Here is a 25,315-nt window from a genome sequence, read left to right on the forward strand (position 1 = left end):
GTGGCGATCTGCCAATAGGTGGCGCGTTGTCGGCGTTGCTGCAGGATCTGCTCGACCAGTTCCGGCGGCGTGGCATGCGGACAGTGAGGGCGCGAAGAACGGTCCTGCAGGCCATCCTCTCGCAGCAGGCGGTAGCGGGCCAGCCATTTGTAGGCGGTCCGCACGCTCACGCCACTGGCGTGCGCGGCCTCTTCCACTCGCAAGCCGTGCTCCACGATGCGCTGCACGAGCAAGGCTCGACCTCGCGGCGTCAAACGGGCATGTTGATGCAGGTTCATCCGGGGCTCCTGGGGGCTGGGTTGGTGTGGTAACCCCCATCTTCCAGATCGGCCCCGGATGAACAACCTACTGAGAGATCACAGCTAGGGGTGACGCGACATCGGCCGCGCAGCAGGACAGCAGCGCGGTGGTTCGATCGCTGACGTCTTGCAGCCTGCCCGGCATGCGCCGTTCGCACTCCCATCCGCTCGCGCGGGGGGCTGGAACGGCCTTGCCGGTCGCCTGCGCCTGCGCACCTGCAGGCCGATCGATCGCTTACCAGGTGAGTGCGCCGACCTCACCCGGTCAGGCCGGCCAGCGCCGTGGCTGCATGGCGGGCCGGCGCCTGGGGTGAGGAATCCACGCGTGTGCCGTTGATCGTCCCGATGGCAGGTGGTGGTTATCGACATCCCGCACTGTCGGCGATCCCGGTTGAACGCCGAATGCGCCATGGCGCGTCATCGCGACGCATTGCCGCCTGGTCCGGGACACACTCCGGCGGACTACAGGAGCCCGTGTACCACCGGTGCCGAAGAGCGGATTGCGGAATACGGCCGATGAGCGCATCCATGTGGTAGCGCTACCCATCGCACGGCGCGGCGCAGCCGGATTGGCTATGAAGGTGTGCAAGATTTGCGCAGCGAGCGCAGCGGTTTTTTCCTGCATGTGCCCGTTTGCCACCGTATAGCCTGCTTTTGCGGGTTGGCACGATTGTTGCGGTATGAACATTACCCAATGACGTACCCGATGCATCGAGAGGAGGCACAATGGAAGACGCACAGAACAGTACTCGTAGCCGGCGCGGTTTTGCCGCATTGGACCCGGAAAAGCGTCGCGTACTGGCCAGCAGCGGTGGCAAGGCTGCGCACGCCAGCGGCAATGCGCATGAATTCACCAGCGACGAAGCACGCGAGGCAGGCCGCAAGGGCGGCCAGGCAGTAAGTCGCGACCGCGATCACATGTCGCGCATCGGCAGCAAGGGCGGTCGCTCCAAGCAGGCCAAGCCGCAGGAAGAATCCGCATGACCGAGTGGCAGCATGCAAGGCATGCTGCCAGGAGCGGCTGACAAAACGCCTGTGCACCCGCCAGGCTGGCGCGGTCGGTGCCCGGAATCGGCAGGTACCACTTTCGCTCCGGTTCCGAGCACGCCATTCGCAGGCATCTGGCGAATGCGCGCTACGCTCCATTCGCCGCTTTTAGGGGCGCAGGTCCTGTGCCGGTATGGCGCAGGGCCTGCTGTTTGACGGGGCAGCAGGCAGGTGTCTGGCGCGCCCCGGCAGGCAATCGATTGCATGATGGCGTACCAGATCGGGTGCATCAGACCGGTCTGCGGAACATCGACCCGGGCAAACGCCTGCTGCACAACGCATCACGAACGGTGCGGAAATTTTTGCAGTGTCTTTTCCTTTTCACCATCGATTGCAGGAAAATTTTCCGTGTTGCCGTTGAAGGCGGTGCGCTGCAGGCAAAATTTGCAGGCATCGCAGTGGAACAGGGGCGAGCCGTCCGCCTGCCTTCAGACGCGGGAGACCTGTGGACCGATGGCGGCCGAGATCGCGGCAAGGCAGCGGCGCGAAGTGGAAGCTGTGCGTCGTGAGTTCCCCTGCCGCGCCGCACATCCACATATGCAGTCTCGCCCGCCACCGTCAGCGAGACCTCTGTGCTCGTAGTGGCCGCGTCCTGAGCCGCCACGCAGCCTGGATTTTTCTTTCTGCATGCCCAGCGCGTACCCTTGGGCGCTTTCCAATGGCGCAACCTTGGCAATGAAGACACAGCTCGGCTATCCGATCGGTACCCCAGGCCAGGCGTGGGGCGATGAAGAGCGCGGCGCGTGGCGCGCCAGGCAGCGGGTACAGCGCAGTTACGCAGCCGAGGTGGTACGGGCCATCGAGGTACTGGACGATGGCTATACGGGCGTGCAGTACGGAACGATTGCGGCGGGATCCACGCAGTACCCTCTGCTGGCATTGCGCAGCGCCACATGGGACAGCGCGCTGCCATGCGCGCTGGTGACCGGCGGCGTGCACGGCTACGAAACCAGTGGCGTGCAGGGCGCTCTGCAATTCCTGCAGCAACGCGGTGCCGACTATGCGGGCAAGTTGAACCTGCTGGTCGCTCCCTGCATCAATCCCTGGGGCTACGAGCGGATCCAACGCTGGAATGCCGAGGCGATCGATCCCAACCGCGCGTTCCGCGACGACAGCCCGGCCGCCGAGTCGGCAGCGCTGATGCAGCTGGTCGCCGACACCGCCGGCAGGATGCTGGTGCATATCGACCTGCATGAGACCACCGACAGCGACGAGAGCGAGTTCCGCCCTGCGCTGGCGGCACGCGATGGCGTGGCGTTCGTGCCGGGCAGCATTCCGGATGGGTTCTACCTGGTCGGCGACAGCGAAGACCCGCAGCCCGCCTTTCAACAGGCGGTGATCGCCGCGGTGGCCGGGGTCACGCATATCGCGCCGGCTGATGCGCAGGGGCAGATCATCGGCTCGCCGGTGGTGGGTCATGGCGTCATCAACTATCCGGTGCGGCGGCTGGGTCTGTGCGCCGGCGTGACCGATGCGCGCTATCGCACCACCACCGAGGTGTACCCGGACAGCCCGCGCGCCACGCCTGCGCACTGCAATGCGGCGCAGGTGGCGGCGATCTGCGCTGCGCTGGAGTACGCGCTGTCGGCTCCCTGAGGACGCATGCCCTGCGTGTGCAAGGACTTCCACCACGGTGGGGAGGCTGACTGCTGGTCGAGCCGGCGCGATCTGCATGCCGGTTCCGTCGTTTCAGGGAAGGCGTTGCCGTTCTGCGGCCTGCTGCACATACCCAGCCACCAGGTGCGCTTCCATCGGCCGGGACAGCAGATATCCCTGCGCCTCGTCGCAGCCCCAGCTGCGCAGCAGGGCGATTTCGTCGGCATGCTCGATGCCTTCGGCCACGGTGCGGTAGCCCAGCGCACTGGCCAGCCGCACCACCGCTTCTGCGCGCATCTGCATGCCGGCTTTGGTGGCGATACCGGTGACCAGCGAGCGGTCCAGCTTGAGAACGTTGATCGGCAATTCGGTGAGGTACCCGAAATTGCTGTAGCCGGTTCCGAAGTCGTCGATGGCCACGCTCACGCCGGCCTCGCGCAATGCACGCAGGCGCGGAATCGCCTCGACGTTGCTGCGCAGCCAGCGGCCTTCGGTGATTTCCAGTTCGATTCGCGCGGTCGGGATCGCCAGTTCGTTGCAGCGGTTGATCACGTCCGCAGCCAGATTGGTGTTGCCGAAATCGCGCGAGGACAGGTTGATCGAGACGGAGAAATCCAGCCCTTGCGCCCGCCACTGCGCCAGCTGCAGCAGGGCATGTTCGATCACCCAGTTGGTGACGGTGCACATCAGTGCGGTCTTTTCGAACAGGGGAATGAACTCGTCCGGGCCAATCGGCCCAAGGCTGGCGTGGTGCCAGCGCAACAATGCTTCGAATCCGGTCACCGACAGGTCTTCCAGATTGATGCGTGGCTGGAAGACCAGACGGAAATCGCCGGCATCCAGTGCTTTTTCCGCATCCAGCGCCAGGCGGTACGAGCGCTGGATGGCATCGTCCTGCGATGCGCTGTACCAGCACACCACGGCGTGGTTGTTGATCGCGTCGCCTAGCGATACCAGGCCCTTGCGCATCGCATCGTTGGTATCGGGCTGCTGCGGTGCAAAACGCACCACACCGGCATGAAAGGTCAGCGACATCGGCACCCCGGCCGCGTCCACCGGCTTTTGCAGCATGTCGCGTAGATCCAGCAGCAGGTCTTCCATCTCGTCGGGCGCAGAGTTGAGCAGGAAGAACGCAAAGCGCATCGGTGCCACATGGTAGACCGTCGCCTTGCCGCGCAAGGCGCGCGTCAGTACGTAGCTGGCATGCCGGATCAATTCCTCCAGCGGTTGCATCCCCAGCGCCTGGCGCGCCTCGTTGGCCGCCTGCGTGTCGTAGACCTCGATGAAGGCGGCGATGGTGGGCAGGCAGTGGCTGCCCAGGGCGAGTGCATCCAGATCCGACTGCAGCTGGCGCGCATTGAACAGCCCGCTATGCGGCTCGCGACGGCCCGCACCGAACTGCAGTTCGAGCTGCGCAGCGGCCACATTGGCGAACATGCGCAGCTGCTGATGCTCCTGGCTGGCCAGACGGCGCTCGCGCGAATCGATGACGCACAAGGTGCCGAAGATGCCGGTCTGCGGCGCGCCGACCGCAACACAGGCGATAAACCGCGCGGGCAAGCCGGGGAAGGCCGCGTCGCCGAGTTGGATCGGCTCCAGTGCATCGCACTCGATCAGTTCTGCGACACCGTTGATCGAACCCAGTGGCGATGGGCACAGCGCGATCGCCTGTTCGACATGGCCTGGATCGATGCCGCGCGCCGCGAGCACACGCATGCGGCCGCCCTCGGTGATGGTGAGTGCCGCCGCCGGGGCGACCAGTGCGTGACACAGCAGACGTGCGATCTGTTCGAGCGGCTCCATGCCGCCCAGGTCGATTGGAACCCCCGACCAGTCGGAATGGCGTTCCTGCGATTTGTCCCCCGTGCCAAGCGTCATTGGTCAGACTCCGTGTCGAAAGTCACACACCGCACACCTTCTGGAACAACGCCGGTCGTGGATCGGTGAATCCCAGCATGGCCGTGAACAGGATAAACGCAAGCCGGCATCCGGATGTGAGCAACCGGGCTCGACGAAAATACGTCCTGACATATCGCCTTACACGCGAATCCTTTCCGGCCTGGCTTGCCGTTTGGAATTGGTCTTATCCAACAAGCAGGCATGTGTGAAAATCGGTCGCCGAATGGCTCGACTGCAGATCGGAATGGCGTGCTTTTCAATATATTGCAATGGTTCGCCTCGCTATCGCTGTGAACCGCCTGCATCAGGCTGCCAGTCGCTACCGAGCGCAGTTGGACAGGTGTCTCATGTTCTGAAATATCGCAAAGATATTCGATAAATAAGCATTCTCTACTATTGCTTTGGTCGGACTCGCTGCCCTGAATGCACGGAAGCGGGCGCAAGCGAACTATTCGACACATTGGTTTTGTTTCACCCGATGAGTGCATGGTTAGTGATATTCGGCACGGTTTCAATAGTATGGGTTCGACTACTAATCTCCACCACTGAATTTGCGATTGGTATTAATCACCCTTTCGCCTTCCATGAGGCGGGAATGGCCGGTGTTTTGCTTGATAAAAATCGAATCTCAATCCACTGCCGACATTAAGCAGGCGCATCCATCGGCGCGTGCGCGTGGGCGGCTATCAGGGGAATCAGGATGAATCGTGCATTTGCGCTTGTCTGGAACGCAGCCATCGGCAACTGGGTGGTGACCCATGAACTGGTACGTCGTCGACGCAAGCCTGGCGCCGGGCGGCGCATGTTGCCGGGCCTGGTGATATTGGCTGCAGGGGCGGCCAGCCCCTCGCTGGTCTGGGCAGCCTGCACGCCCGCGATTCCCGCCGCGGGCGCAACCGTCACATGCAGCGGTCTGGCGATCACCAGCAACGCCTTCTCCAGCAACGCAAACAATCTGACCGTCAACGTGGTGGCCGGCACGCAAATGACCGCCGGCTTGTTGGGTGGCACCGCGATCGCACTCGGCGGCACCAATGCCACGCTCAACAACAGTGGCTCCATCGACCCCTCCGTACTCGGCCTGTTGTCGGTGCTGTCCACCGGCGTCACCATGGGCAACGCAAGCTCGACATCGGTGATTGCCAACAATCTTGCGGGCGGCAGCATCTACGGCACCGGCGGGCTGCTCGGCGCCAACCTGCTCAATCTCGACGGCATGGCGCTGGGGATCACCTCGGCCAGCAATGGCTCGGTCCAGATCAACAATGCCGGCTTGATCAGCAGCAGACCGCTGCTCAACCTGTCGATCCTGGGTGCCGACACCCCGGTGATCGCAGTCAGCGGCGGCGGTACCGTCAACGCCGTCAACACCGGCACCATCGAAGGACGCGTCGGGTTTCAGTCGTCCGCCGCCGGCAATACCTTCATCAATGCCGGCACCATCAACGGCAGCGTGGCGATGGGCGTCAACAGCGCCAATACCTTCACGGCGGTGACCGGCAGCAGCGTCAGTGCCGCCGGTGGGCTCGGCCTGGAACTGCTCGGTCCCGGCGGCCTGCTGAGCTTTGCGCGAACCGGCGTGGTCGATGGTGGCGCCGGGGGAAGCAACACGCTGGTCGCGCAGAACGCGGTGAGCGGAACAGGCAGCGGCAATGCTGGCACCGGTACGCTGAGTACGGACCAGTACATCAACTTCAACGGCCTGCGCGTCAACAGCGGGACCTGGACACTGGGCGGTGCAAGCAACTTTGGCAGCAGCGCGCTCAACGGCGGCGTGCTGCGATTTGCCACGCCTGCGCAGCTGGGCACCGCCATTACCGCCAACGGCGGCACGCTGGAAGCCACCGCTACCGGCCTGACGCTGTCGCCGACCGGTGGCATCGCGTTAGCCGCAGGTGGCCTGACCGTGCAAGGCGCCAACACGCTGACCATCGGCAGTCCGTTGAGCGGCAGCGGAGCGTTGATCAAGACCGGCACCGGTGGGCTAAGCCTGACCGGCACCAACACCTTCACCGGCGGCGTGACTCTGGCTGCCGGCTCCCTGACGGTCGGCAACAACAACGCGTTGGGAGCGGGCGCCATCACCGCATCCGGTGGCAGCTTGCTGGCCGGTGCCGCACTCGATCTGCCGAATGCAGTGGTGTTGAATACCGCATTGGGCATCGGCGGCGCGAACAACCTGCGCCTTGGTGGCGTCGTCAGCGGAACCGGCGCCTTGAACAAGACCGGTACAGGCACGCTCACCCTGGGCGGCGCCAACAGCTATGTGGGGGGAACCACGCTGAGCGCGGGGACCACGGTGCTGGAGACTGCCAGTGCGCTCGGCAGCGGGACAGTCACTGCGGCAGGCGGCCTGCTGGATACCGCCGCGCCGTTGACGCTGGGCAATGCATTCGCGTTGAACAGCACGCTGGGCCTGGGCGCCAGCGGCAATGCGCTGACACTGACCGGTGTGCTGTCAGGTAGCGGTGGACTCGCCAAGACGGGCACCGGCACGCTTGCGCTCAGTGGCGCCAACACCTACACCGGCGGCACGACGCTGGCAGCAGGCACGCTGCAGCTCGATAACACCGCTGCGCTCGGCAGCGGCGCATTGAATGTCACCGGTGCGTCCAACCTGAGCACCAGCGCCCCGCTGACGCTGGGCAATGCCGTCAATCTCGCCGGGCCGTTGAGCTGGACCGGCACGCAGGCACTCACCCTGGGCGGCGTGATCAATGGCGCTGGCAGCCTGATCAAGAGCGGCGCCGGCGATCTCACCCTGACCAACAGCAATGGCTATACCAGCGGCACCACCCTGAGCAATGGGCGGCTGGTGGTCGGCGCCAATGCGGCGCTGGGCACCGGCACGCTCACTGCCAGCGGCGGCACGCTCGATGCGAGCACCGCGACGACAGTGACCAATGCGATGTCGCTGACAGGCACGCTGGGCCTGGCCAGCAATGGGACCGCGTTGAACCTGGCCGGCACCATCAGCGGCGTGGGCGCATTGAACAAGCTCGGTGCCGGCACGCTCACCGTCAGTGGCCTGAATACCTATAGCGGCGGTACCACGCTCAACGCCGGCACCTTGCAGGTAGCGAACGGCGACGCGCTCGGCAGCGGCACCCTGACGGTCACCGGCAATGCCGCCCTGCAAGGCAGCGCGCCAACCACGTTGAACAATGCGATCGCGTTGAATGCCGGGGCACTCACGCTCGATGGCGCGCAGGCACTGACGCTTGGCGGCGGCATCGGTGGCGCCGGCAGCCTGGTCAAATCCGGGAGCGGGGATCTGGCCCTGACCGGCAACAATACCTATAGCGGCGGCACCACGCTGAGTGCGGGCCGGCTCAGCTTGGGCAGCAATACTGCGCTTGGCATCGGTGCGCTCACTGCCGCTGCCGGCACCACGCTGGATACCCTCGCGGTCAGCACGCTTGCCAATGCCATTGCCTTGACCGGGCTGGTCAACATCGGCGGCAGCAATGCGCTCACGCTCACCGGCACCATCGGCGGCGCCGGCGGCCTGGACAAGCTCGGCCCCGCCAGCCTGACCCTGGCAGGGAACAACACCTATGCCGGAGGCACACGGCTGACCGCAGGCAGCCTGTTGCTGGGTAGCGATACGGCGCTGGGCAGCGGCGTCCTGACCGTTGCCGGCGGCCTGCTCGATGGCACGGCGGCGCGCACGCTCGCCAATGACGTCGTGCTGGATGCGGACCTTGTGATCGGCGGCAGTCAGGCGCTCGCGCTCAATGGCGTGGTCAGCGGGGCGGGGGGGCTGGTCAAGGACGGCAACGCGGCGTTGAGCCTGGGCGGTGCCAATACCTTCGCTGGCGGCGTGGATCTCAATGCAGGCGCCCTGCTGGTCGGCAGCAGCACGGGCCTGGGCAGCGGCGTGTTGACCGCCGCCAACGGCACGCAGTTGCAGGCGACCAGCGCCATCACCCTGGCGAACGATGTCGCGTTGAATGGCGCGCTGTCGCTGACCGGCAACAACAGCCTCGGGTTGACCGGCACCGTGAGTGGGACGGGCAGTCTGGTCAAACAGGGCACCGGTGCATTGACGCTGATCGGCAACAATCTCTACACCGGCGGAACGCTGCTGGATGCCGGTTCGCTGGTGGTCGGCAGCAATGCTGCGCTGGGGACGGGCGCGCTGACCGCCGCCGATGGCACCACGCTCAACGCAAGCACCGCGGTCGCCTTGCAGAACGCCATCACGGTGAACGGCACGCTGGGCATCGATGGGCAGGACCTGGGCCTGGCCGGTGTCATCGACGGTGCCGGAAGCCTGATCAAGAACGGCACGCAAACACTCACGCTCAGCGGCGCCAATACCTGGTCGGGCGGCTTGCAGTTGCAGGCCGGCGCCCTGGTGGTTGGCAGTAACACGGCGCTGGGGACAGGTACGCTCACCGCCGCTGGCGGTACGTCGCTGGATGCCAGCAGCGCGGTGACGTTGGCGAACGCGCTGGCGTTGAATGGTGCGCTGACGCTGCCAGGGACGCAGGACATCGCACTGGACGGCGTGATCAGCGGCACCGGCAGCCTGCAGAAGCAGGGCCTCGCCACCCTGACCCTGGGCAACGCCAATACCTTCAGCGGCGGCCTCACCCTCGACGCCGGTCGCCTGGTGCTGGGCAACGGCAATGCGTTGGGCATCGGTGATCTGACGGTCGCCGGTGCGGCGGAACTGGATGCCAACACGGCGCTGAGCATCGGGAATGCCGTGCAGTTGAACAGCCAGCTCAGCCTGGTCGGCAGCAACGATCTGGCGGTGAATGGCGTCATTACCGGCACTGGCAGCCTGATCAAGAACGGCGCAGCCACACTGGCGCTCACGGCGGGCAACAGCTACAGCGGCGGCACCACGCTCGCGGCAGGCACGCTCGCGGTCGGCGCCGATGCTGCGCTCGGCACCGGCAGCCTGTCGGTCACCGGCGATTCGGTGCTGAGCAATGCGATCGCCGTGGCTCTGGGCAACGACATCGACCTGGGCGCCGCGCTGACCATCGACAACGCGGCCGACATGCTGGCCAGCGGCACCATTGGCGGTGCCGGCGCATTGACCAAGACCGGTCTCGGCACCTTGACGCTGAGTGGCAGTAATACCTACACCGGCCCGCTGGCGATCCAGGGCGGAACGGTGGTAGCCAGCACCGCGGCCTCGCTGGGCAATGCCAGCCTGGTCGACGTTGCCGCTGGCGCGTCCCTGAACCTGACCAACGGTGGCCTGATCAACGCGCTGGCCGGTGCGGGCAGCGTGGATACCGATGCCGGTGCGACCCTGCAGTTGGGCAGCGGCGACTTTGCCGGCAGCCTCGGCGGTGGCGGCAACCTGGACAAGATCGGCACGGGCATCGTGCGTCTGCTCGGCAACAGCGCGATTGGCGGCGCGACGCAGGTCAGCGGTGGCACCCTGGATGTGGTCGGCAGCCTTGGCACCAGTGCGGTGAACGTTGCGCTTGGCGGCACGCTGACCGGTTCCGGCACCAACGGCAGCGTCTCCAGCGACACCACCATCGGCAACGGCGGCCGGTTGGCATTGACCAGCGGCGCATCGCTCAGCGTGGGCAGCCTGACGCTGGCACAGGGAGCGATCGTGGATGTCGCGCTGGCCGCGCCGAGCGCCACGCGCCTGTTGGCGGTCAACGGCAATCTCACCCTGGATGGCACGCTCAATGTCACCGACATCGGCGGCTTCGGCACCGGTGTGTATCGGTTGATCGATTACACCGGTGCGCTGACCAACAACGGCATGCTGTTCGGCGCGATACCGGGCAGCGTCGACATCAGCCAGCTGGCCTTGCAGACCGCCATTGGCCAGCAGATCAACCTGGTGGTGACGGCGCCGGGCAGCATCGTGCAGTTCTGGGACGGCGCGCAGACCGTTGCCAACGGCACGGTGGACGGTGGCTCGGGCGTGTGGGGTGCCGCCACCAACTGGACCGGCCAGGATGGCTCGGCCAACAGCACCTGGCAGGGCGACTTTGCGGTGTTCTCCGGTACGGCAGGCACTGTGGGCGTGCAGGGCACGCAGGAGCTGGGTGGCCTGCAGTTCGTGAGCGATGGCTATCAGTTGACCGACGCCGGCGCCGGTGCGCTCAACGTCACCGCGCCGCTCACCGCCATTCGCGTGGACCCCGGTGCCACCGCGACGATCGATGTCGCCATCTCCGGAATCGGCGGCGTGCAGAAACTCGACACCGGCACCCTGGTGCTCGATGCCGCCAACAGCTATGCCGGCGGCACGTCGCTGGGCGGCGGCACGCTGGTGCTGGGCGATGCGCAGGCCCTGGGCAGCGGCGTGCTGACCGCCGCCGGCGGCACCGGCATCGACAGCAACCAGGCGCTGACCGTGGGCAACGCGGTAGTGCTCGACGGTGCGGTGACGCTGCCCGGCAGCAACGATCTGGGGCTGTCCGGGGCGGTCAGTGGGGCGGGTGGGTTGATCAAGAACGGCACCAGCACGCTCACCCTTGCCGGCAACAACAGCTACACCGGCGGCAGCGTGTTGAATGCCGGTACCCTGGCGGTGGGCAGCAACACGGCGCTGGGGACGGGCAGCCTGTCGGTGCTGGGCAATTCCACCTTGAGCAATGCAATTGCGCTGGCGCTGGGCAATAACGTCGATCTCGGTGCCGATCTGACCATCGCCAGCGCCGCCGATCTGGCGCTGACCGGCACGCTCAGCGGTACCGGCGCACTCACCAAGACCGGGCTCGGAGCCCTGACCCTGTCCGCCGCCAACAGCTTCAGTGGTCCGGTAAGCGTGCAGGCCGGCGTGCTTGCCACCTCCGCCGGCGGCACCCTGGGGGGCGCCAGCACGGTGGATGTGGCGGCTGGTGCGCAACTGGCGCTGGGCAGCAGCACCAACCTGAGCGCGGTGAGCGGGCTGGGCGATGTCGCCATTGCCGGCGGCAGCAGCTTGCAACTGGGAGGCGACAACAGCGACCGGATCTTTGCCGGCAGCTTCAGCGGTGCCGGCAATCTGGACAAGGCCGGTACCGGCACCTTGCAGCTCACCGGCAGCAGCGCGCTGGGTGGCACCACCCAGGTCATCGGCGGCACGCTGGACGTGGATGGCACCCTGGCCAGCGCTGGCGGCGTCAGCGTGGGCAGTGGCGGCACATTGAGCGGCAGCGGTGTGGTCGATGCCGCAGTCACCGTCAACGATGGCGGCCGCCTGGTGGTGAGCAGCGGCGCACTGCTGACCACCGGCAGCCTGAGCATGGCTCCCAATGCCACGCTCGACGCCTTCCTCGGAATCCCCAGCCAGACCGGCGTGCTGGCGGTCAACGGCAACCTCACGCTGGACGGTACGCTCAACATCACCGACATCGGCGGCTTCGGCAGTGGCGTCTACCGTTTGATCGACTACACCGGTGCGCTGACCGACAACGGCATGAACATCGGCACGCTGCCCGGCAGCGTGGATCCCACCCAGCTGAGCTTGCAGACGGCGCTTGCCCAACAGGTCAACGTAGTGGTGCTCTCGCCCGGCAGCAACGTGCAGTTCTGGGATGGCGCGCAGACCGTCGCCAACGGCGCCATCGACGGCGGCAGCGGGACCTGGACCGGCACTGCCACCAACTGGACCGCGATCGACGGCCTGACCAACGATGCCTGGCAGAACAGTTTTGCCGTCTTCGGCGGCAGCGCCGGCACCGTGGGTGTGCAGGGCACCCAGGGCATCACCGGCATGCAGTTCCTCACCGATGGCTATGTGCTGAACGATGCCGGCGCCGGTGCACTGAGCGCCAATGCCGCCACCACCATCATCCGCGTCGATCCCGGCGTCACCGGCACCATCGACGTTGCCATCGGCGGCGCTGGCGCACTGCAGAAACTCGACACCGGCACCCTGGTGCTCGATGCCGCCAACAGCTATGCCGGCGGCACGTCGCTGGGCGGCGGCACGCTGGTGCTGGGCGATGCGCAGGCCCTGGGCAGCGGCGTGCTGACCGCCGCCGGCGGCACCAGCATCGACAGCAACCAGGCGCTGACCGTGGGCAACGCGGTGGTGCTCGACGGTGCGGTGACGCTGCCCGGCAGCAACGACCTGGGGCTGTCCGGCACGATCAGCGGGGCGGGTGGGTTGATCAAGAACGGCAGCAGCACGCTCACCCTTGCCGGCAACAACAGCTACACCGGCGGCAGCGTGTTGAACGCCGGCACGCTACTGGTCGGCAGCAACACGGCGCTGGGAAGCGGCGCGCTGTCGGTGACTGGCGATTCGGTGCTCAGCAATGCGATTGCCGCCGCGCTGGGCAACGCGATCAACCTGGGCGCTGCGCTGACTGTCGCTACACCGGCCGACCTTAGCCTGGCCGGCACTATCGCCGGCAGCGGCGCGCTGATCAAGACCGGCACCGGGACGCTGACGCTGGCCGGCAGCAATACCTACAGCGGTGGTACGACGCTCGATGCAGGCACCTTGGTCGGCAATAGTGCGAGCCTGCAGGGAGCGATCGTCGACAACGCCACGCTGGTGTTCGACCAGGCTGGCGATGGCGTGTTTACCGGCTCGATCACCGGCACCGGCAGCCTGATCAAGGATGGCGCGGGCGCATTGCTGCTCAACGGCGCCAACGGCTACACCGGCGGGACCACGATCGTCGCCGGCAGCCTGATCGGCGACACCAGCAGCCTGCAGGGCGACATCGCCAACACTGCGGCGCTGGTGTTCAACCAGGGCAGCGGCGGCGTGTATGCCGGCGTGGTCAGCGGCACCGGCTCACTGGAAAAGACCGGTAGCGGCGCACTGCAGCTGACCGGCGCCAACAGCTATACCGGCGGCACCCTGGTCAGTGCAGGGACTCTGATCGGCGATACCACCAGCCTGCAGGGCAATATCCTCGACAATGCGGTGCTGGTGTTCGATCAGGCCGGCGACGGCACGTTTGCCGGCGCCATCAGCGGCGTCGGCAGCGTGGTGAAACAGGGCGCCGGTGTCCTCACGCTGGCCGGCAGCAATGCCTACAGCGGCGGTACCACCGTTGCCAGCGGCACCCTGCAGGGCAACACCAGCAGCCTGCAGGGCAACATCCTCGATAATGCGGTGCTGGTGTTCGATCAGGCCGTGGACGGCACCTTCGCCGGCAACATCACCGGCAGCGGCTCGTTGATCAAGACCGGCACCGGTGCGCTGACCCTGGATGGCACCAACACCTACCTGGGGGGCACCACCGTCAGCGCAGGTACCTTGATTGGCGATACCGACAGCTTGCAAGGCAACATCGTCGACACCAGTGCGCTGGTATTCCTGCAGAACACGAACGGTTCCTACGCAGGAGTCCTGTCGGGCACTGGGAGCCTGGTCAAGGAGGGCACCGGCACGCTCCTGATCACGGCGGACAGCGGCGGCTTCGCCGGTGCGACAGCTGTCAACGCCGGCACCTTGAGCGTGGGCAACCTCGCCAATCCAGGCGCCGCGCTTGGCGGGCCGGTCACCGTGGGGCCGGGCGGTACGCTCACCGGCAACGGCACCATCGGCAGCCTCGTGCTGTCCGGCGGCAATTTGCTCATCGGCGGCGCCAATGGCAGCGTCAGTGTCAGCGGCAATGCCACGATCGGCAGCGGGTCCACCGTGCAGGTCGCGCCAGGAGCCAATGGAGCCGTGACGCCGGTGACAGTGGGCGGTGCAGCCACCGTGGCACCAGGCAGCACCTTGCAGATGGTGCGTGCCGCCGAGTGGCCACTGTTCACCGAAATCCCGGTGATCAATGCAGCCGGTGGCGTGAGCGGGCAATTCAGCAACGTCGTGGCCGATTACGCCTTCGTCGACCCGAACTTCAACAGCAGCGCCACCGGGCTGTCGATCTTCCTGGGTCGTAACACCGTGGGGATGATCGACACGGTCACCACCCCCAACCAGCAGGCCGCGGCATCTGCCGTGGATGGCCTGCCGGTGACCAGCCCGGTGTATCAGTCGATCGTGCGGCTGCCGGACGACCCCACTGCGTTGGCCACCGCCTTCGCGTCGCTGTCGGGAGAAAGCCATGCCAGTACCGCCACCGCGATGCTGGACAGCCGTTTCCTCACCAGCGGCATCGGTAGCCACCTGCGTGGCGACAGCCAGGACACCCGGATCGGCGAGACTACGGTCTGGATCACCGGACGCAGCCTGCCCAACCGCGTCGATGGCGATGCCGACACGTACGCGGTGCGCCGCGAAGACAACGGCGTCATGGCCGGTGCAGAACGTCGCGTCGGCGAGCGCAGCGTGGTCGGCGTTGCCGTGGGGAGTCAGGACATCGACAGCTGGTCGCGCGAGTGGGGCGATCGCGCCGACATCAAGGGCACGCATGCCGGCGTGTACGCACAGGCGGCGTGGTCGGCATTCTCGCTGCAGGGAGCGCTGGACTACGCCGACTACCGGGTGGACGGCTCGCGCCGTGTGCTGCTGCCCGATGTGCTCGAAGAACGCCTCAACAGCGACTACGACGCCAACGCGATCACCGCATCGCTGGAAGCGTCCTGGCAACTGCGTAGCGGCGATGCGGTCTACACCCCGTTCCTGGCCGCCGACTACACCCGCCTGAAGACCGATGGCTTCAGCGAGCGCGGCGGGATTGCCGGGCTGGCGGTGGAGGGTGCCACCGACGAGTTCATCACCAGCACGCTGGGCGTGCGTGGGCGCTGGGCGCTCGGTCAGCAGGCGGCGCTGCATGCCTCGCTGGGCTGGCGGCATGCGTTCGTCGATCGCGCCGTGCAGCGCACTGCCGGCTTCCTCGGCACCAATGCGCAGTTTGCGGTGCAGAGCGTCACGCTGGCCAAGAACGCGGTGATCGGTGAAGTGGGAGTGAGCCTGATCACCTCCCCGAACAGCCGCATGTCGTTGTCGCTGCAAGGGCTCGAAGGCGATGGCCAGACCGCCTATGGCGGGCAGGTGACCTGGGGCTGGAGCTTCTGATCGCCAGCGTCCGATGAGCCGATCCAGATGAACTGATCGCACCGCACCGACTGCAAGCGCCAGAACTCCATGGGCGGCCATGCAACCACAGATACGCCCCGGCATGCCGGGGCGTATCTGTGGTACCTGTCTTCGAACGCGCCAGAGCGTCGGGCGCGTGGACACGCTCACGCAGGCGATCAGAACTGCCAGCGCAGGCCGACATTGGCATTGATGCTGTCGGCACTGGAGCTTGCGTGTTCTGCACCCACGTTGCCGTAGACGGAAAACGCCTCGTTGACTTGGTAACGCACGCCGACCGACGCACGTGCCGCCTGCTTGGTGACCGGAGCGCCGGAGACAGTGAAGCGCGCTTCCGGCAGACCGGTGAACCACGCGGTGAAGTCGGCATTCGGATTGCCCAGCAGCGAGCGGTAAGCGAGCAACCCATCCAGCCCCCACTTGCCGCGCGTCAGCTGACCGCGCACGCCCGCCTCGGCATAGCCGGCCCGCAGGCTGTCGCTGCCGGCGCTCAGGCCCAGGCCGGTCACCGAGGTCTCGCTGAACGCGTCCTGGGTCTGGCTGACCACACCCGCGGCAACGAACGGCGACACCCCTGCCTGCGGCATCAGTCCGACCTCCGCGCGCAGCGACCAATTGCTGTCGTGGCGGCGATCCTGCAGACGCTCGCCGACGGTGCCGGCCTGCACGCTGCGCTCGGTTTCCACCGTGCTCATGCCGTACGAGCCAATGCCCGACAGATAGGCCTGGCCGATGGGCTGGTACAGATACGCAGTCATCGCATAACGGTCCGAACGCAGACGGCTGGCCGAGGCATCGATCTGCGCGCGGTCCTGGCCCGACGTCACCGCCGCACCGACGATGGTACCGGCGCCACCCAACGGCAGGTCCACGCCGAAGCTGGTGGCTTGCTGGGTATAGTCGGCCGCAGCGAAGCCGCTGCGGCTCAGGTCGCCATCCAGGTAGCTGCCCTGCACCCAGGTAGTCAGGGTGGTGGTGTCGGCCAGGTAGGGCAGCCGATCGGCGGCAACCCGCGCATCGTTGAGGGCGGACTGGAAGCCCAGCGTGCGCTCCACGCCATGCACCTGCCCGGTCAGGGTGGGCAGCGACGCGGCCACCTGTGCGTTGGACGCCGCCAACAGCGAACCGGTGGCGCTGATCAGGCCGCCCAGATTGGCGGTATCGCCGGAGGCCACGCGCGTATCCAACACCTTGACCAGCGTATCGGCCTGGGCGGCGCCGGCAACCACTGCCTGCGGTGCGCCGGCGGCCTGCGCGTTGCTGGCCGAGGCGTTGCGGGTCAGCGTCGCGGTGACCGTGGTCGGCGCATAGGCAAGCGCCGCGGTCCAGAAGAAATTGTTGGCATATTGCACGTGGTCGAAGCTGCCCTGCAGGGTGCCGGCGCGGAGAATGGTTTCGGTGCTGCCGACGCTGTAACCGGCGGCTTCGGGCAATAGCAGCAGATTGCCCTTGAGGCTGGCCTGGCCGGTGACGGTCAGGCCCTTGCCCAGTTCGATGGCGGTGGTGCCGGTGTTGTTGACCAGGCTGTAGCCGCCGTTGATCACGCCGCCGCGCGATTCGAAGGTGGCCGAGTTGGCCACCAGCAGGTCCGAACGCAGGCTGCCGGACAGCGCGAGCACGCCATCGAGAATGGTGGTGCCGCCGCTGTAGCTGTTACTGCCGCTCAGGGTGAGCCGTCCGGCACCATTCTTGGTCAGGCTGCCGGTGCCGGAAATGTCGTTGCTGAAGGTGCTGGCGTAGCCTGCACCCACATTGGCCGACCAGTTGGTGGCGAACTGCCCCGGACCCTTGATCGCCTTGGCGGCGTTGACCAGGCCCCAACCGTACAGCGTATCCACACCTGGCGCGCCCAGATCGGTGGCGGTGGTCAGCAGGGTCTGCTGCAGGTTGGACGCGCTCATCCACGGATACACGCCCAGCACCTGCGCTGCGACGCCGCTGACGGCTGCCGTGGAGAACGAGGTGCCGGCAACCTGGCCCTGCAATTCGGTGCCGGCCAGCGCCGGCGCGGTGAAGCTGCCCGGTGCCACCAGGCACCACTGCGCGGCGGCGCCGCAATGGTTGGAATAACTGGTCAGACCGGCCGGGTTGCCGGCGCTGTCGACAGCGATCGCGCCCACGGCCAGCCAGTTGTTGCGAACGCCAGCTTCCTGCACCGGCGTGGCCGCCGGATACGCCGCCTCGGCGGCGCCTTCGTTGCCGGTGGCGGCGACGATCAGGGCGCCGGCCTGCACCAGCGGCGTCAGCGCAAAACGCCAGGCGGCGGCAGCATTCGCACTGCTGGCGGCATCGGCATACGACGCGCCCAGCGACAGGTTGGCGATCCGCACACCGGCGGCCGCCAGACCCACTGCCGCGTTACGGGCCTGCTGGGTACCGCAGGAATTCTCCGCGCAGATGCGTGCATAGAACAGGTCCGCATCCGGCGCCACGCCACCGGCAAATCCGTCCTGCGCCGAACCCAGCACCAGCGCCGAGACGATGGTGCCGTGGCCGCGCAGCGCATTGGAAGAAGATTCCGGCGTGCCCGGGCTAGCGGTGTAGTCGGTGAATCCATCGACCTTGCCCGCAAGCGGCGCATAGCTCTGCACCAGGTTGTCGTCCAGCACCGCGAGCTTGACGCCCTGGCCGCGTGCGCCGGCCTGTTGCGCCAGATCGGCATTGATCGGCACCAGCAGGTTGCTGTCCACGCCCTGGTAACGAGGGGGGGCAGGCGTCGGGGCGGGCGCGGTCTTGGGCAGCGGGTCGGAGGTGGTTCCCGGCGTGGTAGGCGTGGTAGGCGTGCTCGGGGTAGGGGCCGGCGCGATCACCGTGCTCTGCGGCGGGTCGCTACGGACGTTGCCGCCACCACCACCACCGCCACAAGCGGTCAGGACAAGACAGGATGCGATGGTCGTGGCGAGCAGCGAACGATTCATGGTTGGTCGATTCCGTTGATTGAAGGCGCGCCGCACTGCTGGATCTGACAATGGCGCAGAGAGTCTTGCGCCGCTGGCCAAGGTTGCAGACGGTGTTTGGCACAGTGATCGCTTTAGCCATTCGCCGGTCCGTCCCCTCGGACCCGCACGCGCGGCAAATAAGGCATCTGGCTGAGAGTTTCGTGTGCTTGCGACTTGTTTAACGGCGCTAGCCAACGACTCTAAAGTCTGAATGGACAGTTGCTATTCAGACAAAATTTCGGGCAATAGACAGTTGCGATTTATTCCATAGCTAAAACGAATTAGTTTGCGCTTAAACGAGGGATGTGTGGAGAAAAGTTAGACCGGGCGCGACAATAATCCATCACATTTTTTGAAGGGCGGTGATCCTAAATGTGAAGCGAATCCGTGGTAATCAGGGAATTGCATCAAGGTTATGGGTGAATCACCTACCAGCTGTAGCGGATTCTAGCGCGAGTCAGCGTTTCTAACGGACTCCAGCGTACGTCGGTATGGCCGAGCGGTCTTTAATCTGCTCTTTGTCGCCCCGGGCCCGACGATTTTGTGCGTATAAGTGCAGGCTCTTTCTGGCGCATACGAGTCCGCATCCGATGCGTGTGCGGAATTCGACGCTCCGGCCGGGGTTAAATCAACAATGACGGCATATAAAGGTGATTTAAATAATTAATTATTGGGCATGCCCTGGACCTGCCCAATAAAAGTGACCGGCGAATTGAATAAAACGCCAAGAAGTTGGCGTCAGTCGATCCGGTTTCGGATATCCAGCCATCCATCGCGTGGGGAATGCACAGGGACATCCGGTGCGCACACCGCCTAGCCTGGTTTGTGCATCGCTGCGCGTCGTGGTCATCACCCGGAAGGGTTGCCAAGGTCTGCTTGACCCCCAGCGCGCCGGCGGCCGGCGACAGCTGTGGGCCAGATCTGCCGGCCCGGGGCACGCTGGCTTGATCCTGCCGTGCGTTTGGACCGGCGTGGGCCTACTGGGTCCTGGCCAGTGCCGCCTTGGCACGCGTGCCCGCCGCAGCGCCGACCCGCTTGTCCAGTACCTGTGCCAGCGCATTGAGCTGCGCCGTGGTCACGCCGATGTTGATGCTGATCTTCAGATGCGACTGCAGCTGCGCTTCCACACCTTCCAGCGCAGCAAGCATGCTCACGGTCGCCAGCTCGCGGCTCACCCAGTCCAGGTTGTCGCGTGCAAAGATGTCGCCGAACAGATGCGTCTTCAGATACTGGTCGATGGCTGGCGCAAACTCGAACAGCGGGCCGGTCACCGGTGCGCCTGCCAGCTGGGTTTGATTGGCGGTTCCCACTGCGAGCAATGCCTGGCCGGTGGGCACCGGGCCCGGCGAGTCGCCATCCGGGTCGACAACGCCACGCTGCCGTCGTGCCTGGATGACCTGCATCAAGGCCGCCAGCGCATTGAGGCTGCGCGGAAAGCCGGCATAAGCGTAGACCTGCACCAGTACTTCCTTGCAGTGGCTGATGGTCAGGCCTGCGTCGAGGCCGGCGTCGAGCACCGGCTTCAACCGTTCGATATCGCCGGTGGCCGCGAATGCAGCGATGGGGGCGAGGGCTTGCTGCCTGGGCGACAGGCTTTCGGAAATAGGCATCACGATTGACTCCGGGGAACATGCTGCCGCGGGGGAGGGGCAACGACGCAGAGCACTGCCACACCGACGCCTGCGCCGCGCAAGCGGGCATCACGCCATGTGCAGCATGGGTGCACATATGGATCTAGGGGTCGATGCGCGCGATTCCAAGCGTTGGCAGCGACACCGGCGCGCGCCGGAGCCGGCAGCGCCACATGCACGTATCGTCCTGCTCATCACACGCAAGCTGGCAGCATCGGATCTACGTTTTGCCATGCCATACGAGTCCGCCATGCACGCAACCGCTGTCCCGACCCGCTTGCGGGCCATCCATCCGTTCCACGCCGCCATCCTCGGTGGTGTGTGGCCCCTGTTCCTTGGCACGCTACTCTGCGATTACGCCTACTGGAGCTCTTACCAGATCCAGTGGAGCAACTTCGCGTCGTGGTTGCTGGTCGGTGCGATGGTGATGACCACCGTTGCGCTGCTGGCCGCGGTCATCGGGCTGGCTCGCGGTAGCCGCAATCTGGTCTATCTGCTCGCGCTGGTCGCCACCTGGGTGGTGGGCTTGTTCGATGCCCTGCATCACGCACGCGACGCATGGGCCATCATGCCGGCAGCGCTGGTGATGTCGGGCATTGCGACGCTGTTCGCGATGGTGGCCGCCTGGTCGGGGCTGTCCGGTCTGCGCCTGGGAGGTGCACGATGAACCGCCAATCCCGAGTGCTTGCGGTCTCAATCCTCGCTGCCGCGCTGGCTGGCTGCGGTCAGGCGCCCGAGTTGAACCAGCATGGCGCGACGCCCAACCTGCCGGCACCCGATCGCGGCGTGCTGCCGGACATGACGATCGCCGAGCCCACTGCGTGGGGTAACAGCATCCCAACCGTGCCGTCCGGGTATCGCATCACCGCCATCGCGCGCGATCTGGCCATTCCGCGACAGACGCTGGTGCTGCCGAACGGCGACATCCTGGTGGCCGAAGGCCGCGGCGGTTCGGCGCCCAAGCTCAAGCCCAAGGACATCATTGCCGGCCCGATCAAGGCCAAGGGCACCACCCAGGTCAAGAGCGGCAATCGCCTGACCTTGCTGCGTGACGCCGACGGTGACGGCACCTATGAACTGAAGACCGTCTTCGCCGACAAGCTCAACGCACCGTACGGACTCGCGCTGATCGGCAATGCGCTCTACGTCGCCAACCAGGATGCGCTGGTGCGCTTCGATTACACCGACGGCCAGACCAAGGCCAGCGGCGCGCCGAGCAAGCTGACCGACCTGCCGTCGGCCATCAATCACCACTGGACCAAGGCGCTTACCGCCAGTGCAGACGGTCGCTATCTGTATGTGGCGATCGGCTCCAACAGCAACATCACCGAACGCGGCATGGATGTGGAAATCGATCGTGCACAGGTCTGGCAGGTCGATGCGGCCACCGGTGCGCACAAGCCCTATGCCACCGGCCTGCGCAATCCGACCGCGCTGGCCATCCAGCCCGGCAGCGGCGCGCTGTGGGCGGTAGTCAACGAACGCGACGAGATCGGCCCGAACCTGGTGCCCGACTATCTGACCTCGGTTCGCGAAGGCGGCTTCTACGGCTGGCCCTACAGCTACTGGGGCAAGCATGTGGATACGCGGGTCATGCCGCAGGACCCGCAAAAGGTGGCCTCGGCCATCGAACCGGACTACGCCTTGGGCTCGCATGTGGCAGCACTGGGCGTGGCGTTCTCCGCGCCGGTGATGGGCGCGAAATTCGCAGACGGCGTCTTCGTCGGCGAGCACGGCAGCTGGAACCGCAGCCCGCCCGTCGGCTACAAGGTGGTGTTCGTGCCGTTCCGCGACGGCCGGCCCGCAGGCGACCCCATCGACTTCGTGTACGGCTTCCACGGCGAGGATGGCAAGACGCGCGGTCGCCCGGTTGGCGTCACGGTCGATCCGCGCGGCGCACTGATCGTGGCCGATGACCTGGCCAACATCGTCTGGCGTGTGACTCCCGACGCCGCGCCGGCATCGCCGCCGCAAGCGATGCGCTGAGGCGGTGCGAGCGATCGCGACCCAGGCTGTCACTGCGTTCGCGCCGTGACAGCTCCACGGCGCGAGCTTGCCGCGGCTTGATCCTGTCTGCGCGACTGAAGCGCTCCTGCAGGCGCGCCAGGTGCGTAACAGGTGTCGTACCGCGGCATCGAGATCGCACAGTTACCAGCACTGCGCGCCTGCCAGGCCGCTGACAGCGGCATCAAACACCCCGCACTGTTGAAGGATGCAGCCTGCTTCCATGCAGATGCACCGGCGTGGCATGCGCTGCGCCGGCCAAGCGCAGCACCAGCGTCTTACCGGCTCACAGCGCCGGCATTGAGCGGAGGAATGCGTCCGGCCCACGGTTGCGCGCGTTCCAGTTGCGCGGCCAGCGCCAGCAATGTGCTTTCCTCGCCGAAACGCGCGGCAAAGTGCGCACCGATCGGCAACCCGGCCGGGCTCCAGTACAACGGCACCGACATCGCCGGCTGACCGCTTGCGTTGAATAACGCGGTGAATGGCGAATAGCTGTGGAAGTCCTCGATCAGTCGCGGCAGCGGGAGGGTGTCGTCGAACGCGTCCAGCGTTCCCAGCAGCGGCGGTACGCGGGTGAGGGTCGGGGTCAGGATCAGGTCGTAGTCCTGCAGCAAGGTCGCCAATCGCCGCCCGAGGGCGTGGATCGCGGCCACCGCGGCGGCATAGCGCGCACCGCTGACCTGGCCTTTTTCGCGCAGGATCACCCGGGTGCGTGGCTCCAGCTCGGCGTCGTTCACCGGCGCGCCACGCAGATGGCCCAGCATGTCCAGATAGCAGCGCGTGCTGGGGCCGATGATGTCGAACAGCTGGTCCAGCAGCACCGGCAGGTCCACCGGCAGGCGCGCCGCTTCGACTTGATGGCCAAGGCGGCTACACAGCCCGGCCGAATGACGGACCGCGGCCAGCGCGTCTGCGCCGCTGGGCCAGGGCGCCAGGTGTTCCACCAGCGCGATGCGCAATGGAGCGGGGTCGCGTTCGATCGCGGCCATGAACGGGGATGCCTGGGCTGGTGCGGCGTAGGGCGCCCCCAGGTCGGCACCGGCGGTGGCGTCCAGCAGCGCCGCGCTGTCGCGGACCGAACGGGTGATGGCGTGTGCGATGCCCATGCCGGCCCAGCCTTCGCCGATCAATGGCCCGGAGGGCATGCGGCCGCGGCTGGGCTTGAGCCCGAAGACGCCGCAACACGAGGCAGGCACCCGCAGCGATCCGCCACCGTCGTTGCCATGCGCAAACGGCACCGCACGCGCGGCCACCAGCGCGGCCGCGCCGCCGCTGGAGCCGCCGGCACTGCGGGCGATGTCCCATGGATTGGCGGTGGCACCGAAGCGGGTGGATTCGGTGGTGTAGGACGTACCGAACTCCGGCGAGGTGCTGGTGCCCAGGAACACGCAGCCGGCCGCCCGCAGCCGCTCCACCACCGCGCAGTCCAGATCGGCGCGCGCATCGCCCTGCGCCAGCGAGCCATTGCCCATGCGCGCCCCACGCAGGGGCGAGAACAGGTCCTTGATCAGCGTAGGCACGCCGGCCAGCGCCCCCTGCCGGGTGGCGGGCAGGCACGCGGTGGCACGCGCTTGGTCATAGAGCGTCTCGGCCACGGCGTTCAGCGATGCCACCCGTTGCAGCCGCACGATCGTGGCCTCGGCCAGCTCCAGCGGCTGGATCTCGCGGTTCCTCACCAGGGCGGCCAGGCCGACTCCATCGTGGCTGTCCAACAACGCATCGATATCCTGCATCACGCCATTACCTCGCTTGCGAATCGGTGGAAAGAGCAGGCGCCCGGCGCAGCAACGCCCGCGCCGCCCACAGCATGGCGACCGCCAACGCGGCGCCGGCGGCGATCCGGATTGCGCCATGCAGATCGCCACCTGCCGGCAGCAAGGCGGTGATCAGCAACGGGCTGGCGAACTGGCCCAGGTACAGGCTGGAGGTAAAGCCGCCCATGCCGCGGCCGCGCACGCGCAACGGCAGCGCGTTCATCACCGGGGTCATCGCATTGGGCACCAGCAGCCCGGCACCGAATCCGTGCACGCTCACCGCCAGCAACACCTGTGGGTAGGTCTGCGCGCCGACCAGCAGCCACAGGCCCAGCGCCAGCAAGGCCAGCAGCAGCGCGTTGGTGGCAGGCATGCCGATCCAGCGACGCAGCAGCGGCCAGGCCAGCGAGCCCCCCAGCGTCGCCAGCAGTCCAAGGCCGGCAGACATGCCGATCATGGTGCTCGAGGTGATCCCCAGCCCGACCAGCAGCACCGGCGTCTGTACCGGCACGACGAAACTGAGCGCCATGCCGAAGAACACCAGCAGATAGCCCACCGCCAGTGCGGAGCCGCCGACCTTGCCTTCCGATGCCGCCGCATGCGGCGTCGCCTGCGTCGCGGCCGGTTCCCACAGCACCTTCAGCATTGCCGGCACCAGCAGCAAGGGCAGCAGGTAAAGATAGAACGGCGTGCGCCAGGAATGCTCGCCCAGCGCACCGCCGACCACGAAGAACAGCGAGCCGATCAGCGCAATGCACACCACCTGCAGATTGACGTAGCGCAGGCGGCGTTCGCCCTGCCAGTAGTCGGCAATCAGCGTGGTGCAGCACGTCATCACCGCCGCTTCGGCACACCCGAACAGCAGGCGTGCACCCACGATGCTGGTCAGGTCCTGCAGAAATGCCGGCAGGACGCCGAGCACGGCGTAGGCGAGCGTGGCCAGCACCAGCAGGCCCTTGCGACCGAACAGGTCGGCCAGCCCACCGGCGGCCGGTGCGAACAGCGCGATGGCCAGTGCCGGCCCGGTGACCACCAGCGGCACCAGCAGCCCGGCCTGAGGATCGATGGGCCCGAACTGGGCGCCGAGTTTGGGTAGCACGGGCGCGATCATCACCGCGCCCATGATGGTCAGGCTGCTGCCGAGCAGCAGCACCGCGCCCTGCGCGCGCCCTGCCTGACGGGTCGAGTCGCTGGCTTGGTTCATGGCATCCCCCTTGGATGTGTT

The 25,315-nt window shown here is 66.5% G+C and carries 11 protein-coding genes and 1 pseudogene; 6 read left to right on the forward strand and 6 right to left on the reverse strand.

Annotated elements, in window-relative coordinates; translation table 11 throughout:
* Window positions 1-278: leucine zipper domain-containing protein (locus XcodCFBP4690_RS18435; protein ID WP_146091960.1), on the reverse strand; the 278-nt coding region annotated here is incomplete at its 3' end.
* Between the two features lie 747 nt (window positions 279-1,025).
* Here XcodCFBP4690_RS18435 and XcodCFBP4690_RS18440 point away from each other — a divergent pair.
* The 3 genes from XcodCFBP4690_RS18440 to XcodCFBP4690_RS18445 all read left to right on the forward strand — a co-directional run bounded on the left by XcodCFBP4690_RS18440 (window position 1,026) and on the right by XcodCFBP4690_RS18445 (window position 2,942).
* On the forward strand, window positions 1,026-1,283 hold the full coding sequence (locus XcodCFBP4690_RS18440) for a KGG domain-containing protein (protein WP_064630009.1): 258 nt from the start codon (window positions 1,026-1,028) through the stop codon (window positions 1,281-1,283).
* Window positions 1,284-1,498: 215 nt separating this feature from the next.
* Complete coding sequence (locus XcodCFBP4690_RS22545; RefSeq protein WP_146091962.1) at window positions 1,499-1,855, forward strand: hypothetical protein; 357 nt, start codon at window positions 1,499-1,501, stop codon at window positions 1,853-1,855.
* A 166-nt stretch (window positions 1,856-2,021) separates the two neighbouring features.
* A complete protein-coding gene (locus tag XcodCFBP4690_RS18445) occupies window positions 2,022-2,942 on the forward strand; it encodes a M14 family metallopeptidase (RefSeq protein ID WP_104543242.1) in 921 nt (306 codons plus the stop codon).
* 93 nt (window positions 2,943-3,035) lie between these two features.
* Here XcodCFBP4690_RS18445 and XcodCFBP4690_RS18450 read toward each other — a convergent pair.
* Window positions 3,036-4,846 (reverse strand): annotated as a pseudogene (locus XcodCFBP4690_RS18450) (EAL domain-containing protein).
* A gap of 695 nt (window positions 4,847-5,541) precedes the next feature.
* Here XcodCFBP4690_RS18450 and XcodCFBP4690_RS18455 point away from each other — a divergent pair.
* Window positions 5,542-15,741, forward strand: coding sequence for an autotransporter-associated beta strand repeat-containing protein (locus XcodCFBP4690_RS18455; protein WP_104543246.1), 10,200 nt, complete (start codon window positions 5,542-5,544; stop codon window positions 15,739-15,741).
* 179 nt (window positions 15,742-15,920) lie between these two features.
* Here the strand turns inward: XcodCFBP4690_RS18455 and XcodCFBP4690_RS18460 are convergent, their stop codons facing one another.
* A complete protein-coding gene (locus XcodCFBP4690_RS18460) occupies window positions 15,921-18,680 on the reverse strand; it encodes a S8 family peptidase (RefSeq protein WP_104543247.1) in 2,760 nt (919 codons plus the stop codon).
* 998 nt (window positions 18,681-19,678) lie between these two features.
* The gene (locus tag XcodCFBP4690_RS18465) at window positions 19,679-20,311 is read right to left on the reverse strand and encodes a carboxymuconolactone decarboxylase family protein (protein WP_104543249.1); all 633 of its coding nucleotides are present in this window, start codon (window positions 20,309-20,311) and stop codon (window positions 19,679-19,681) included.
* Window positions 20,312-20,582: 271 nt separating this feature from the next.
* On the opposite strand from XcodCFBP4690_RS18465, the gene XcodCFBP4690_RS18470 reads away from it, so the two are divergent.
* Window positions 20,583-20,999, forward strand: a complete 417-nt coding sequence (locus XcodCFBP4690_RS18470) for a hypothetical protein (protein WP_104543313.1) — start codon at window positions 20,583-20,585, stop codon at window positions 20,997-20,999.
* Complete coding sequence (locus tag XcodCFBP4690_RS18475) at window positions 20,996-22,318, forward strand: PQQ-dependent sugar dehydrogenase (RefSeq protein ID WP_104543251.1); 1,323 nt, start codon at window positions 20,996-20,998, stop codon at window positions 22,316-22,318. Before XcodCFBP4690_RS18470 ends, XcodCFBP4690_RS18475 begins: the two co-directional genes overlap by 4 nt.
* Before the next feature lie 296 nt (window positions 22,319-22,614).
* Here XcodCFBP4690_RS18475 and XcodCFBP4690_RS18480 read toward each other — a convergent pair whose 3' ends face one another.
* The gene (locus XcodCFBP4690_RS18480) at window positions 22,615-24,069 is read right to left on the reverse strand and encodes an amidase (RefSeq protein ID WP_104543253.1); all 1,455 of its coding nucleotides are present in this window, start codon (window positions 24,067-24,069) and stop codon (window positions 22,615-22,617) included.
* A gap of 7 nt (window positions 24,070-24,076) precedes the next feature.
* Entirely contained in the window at window positions 24,077-25,294 is a 1,218-nt protein-coding gene (locus tag XcodCFBP4690_RS18485; protein WP_208622767.1) for an MFS transporter, read from the reverse strand.
* Window positions 25,295-25,315 lie beyond the last annotated feature (21 nt).

Source organism: Xanthomonas codiaei (assembly GCF_002939785.1).
Classification (GTDB): domain Bacteria; phylum Pseudomonadota; class Gammaproteobacteria; order Xanthomonadales; family Xanthomonadaceae; genus Xanthomonas; species Xanthomonas codiaei.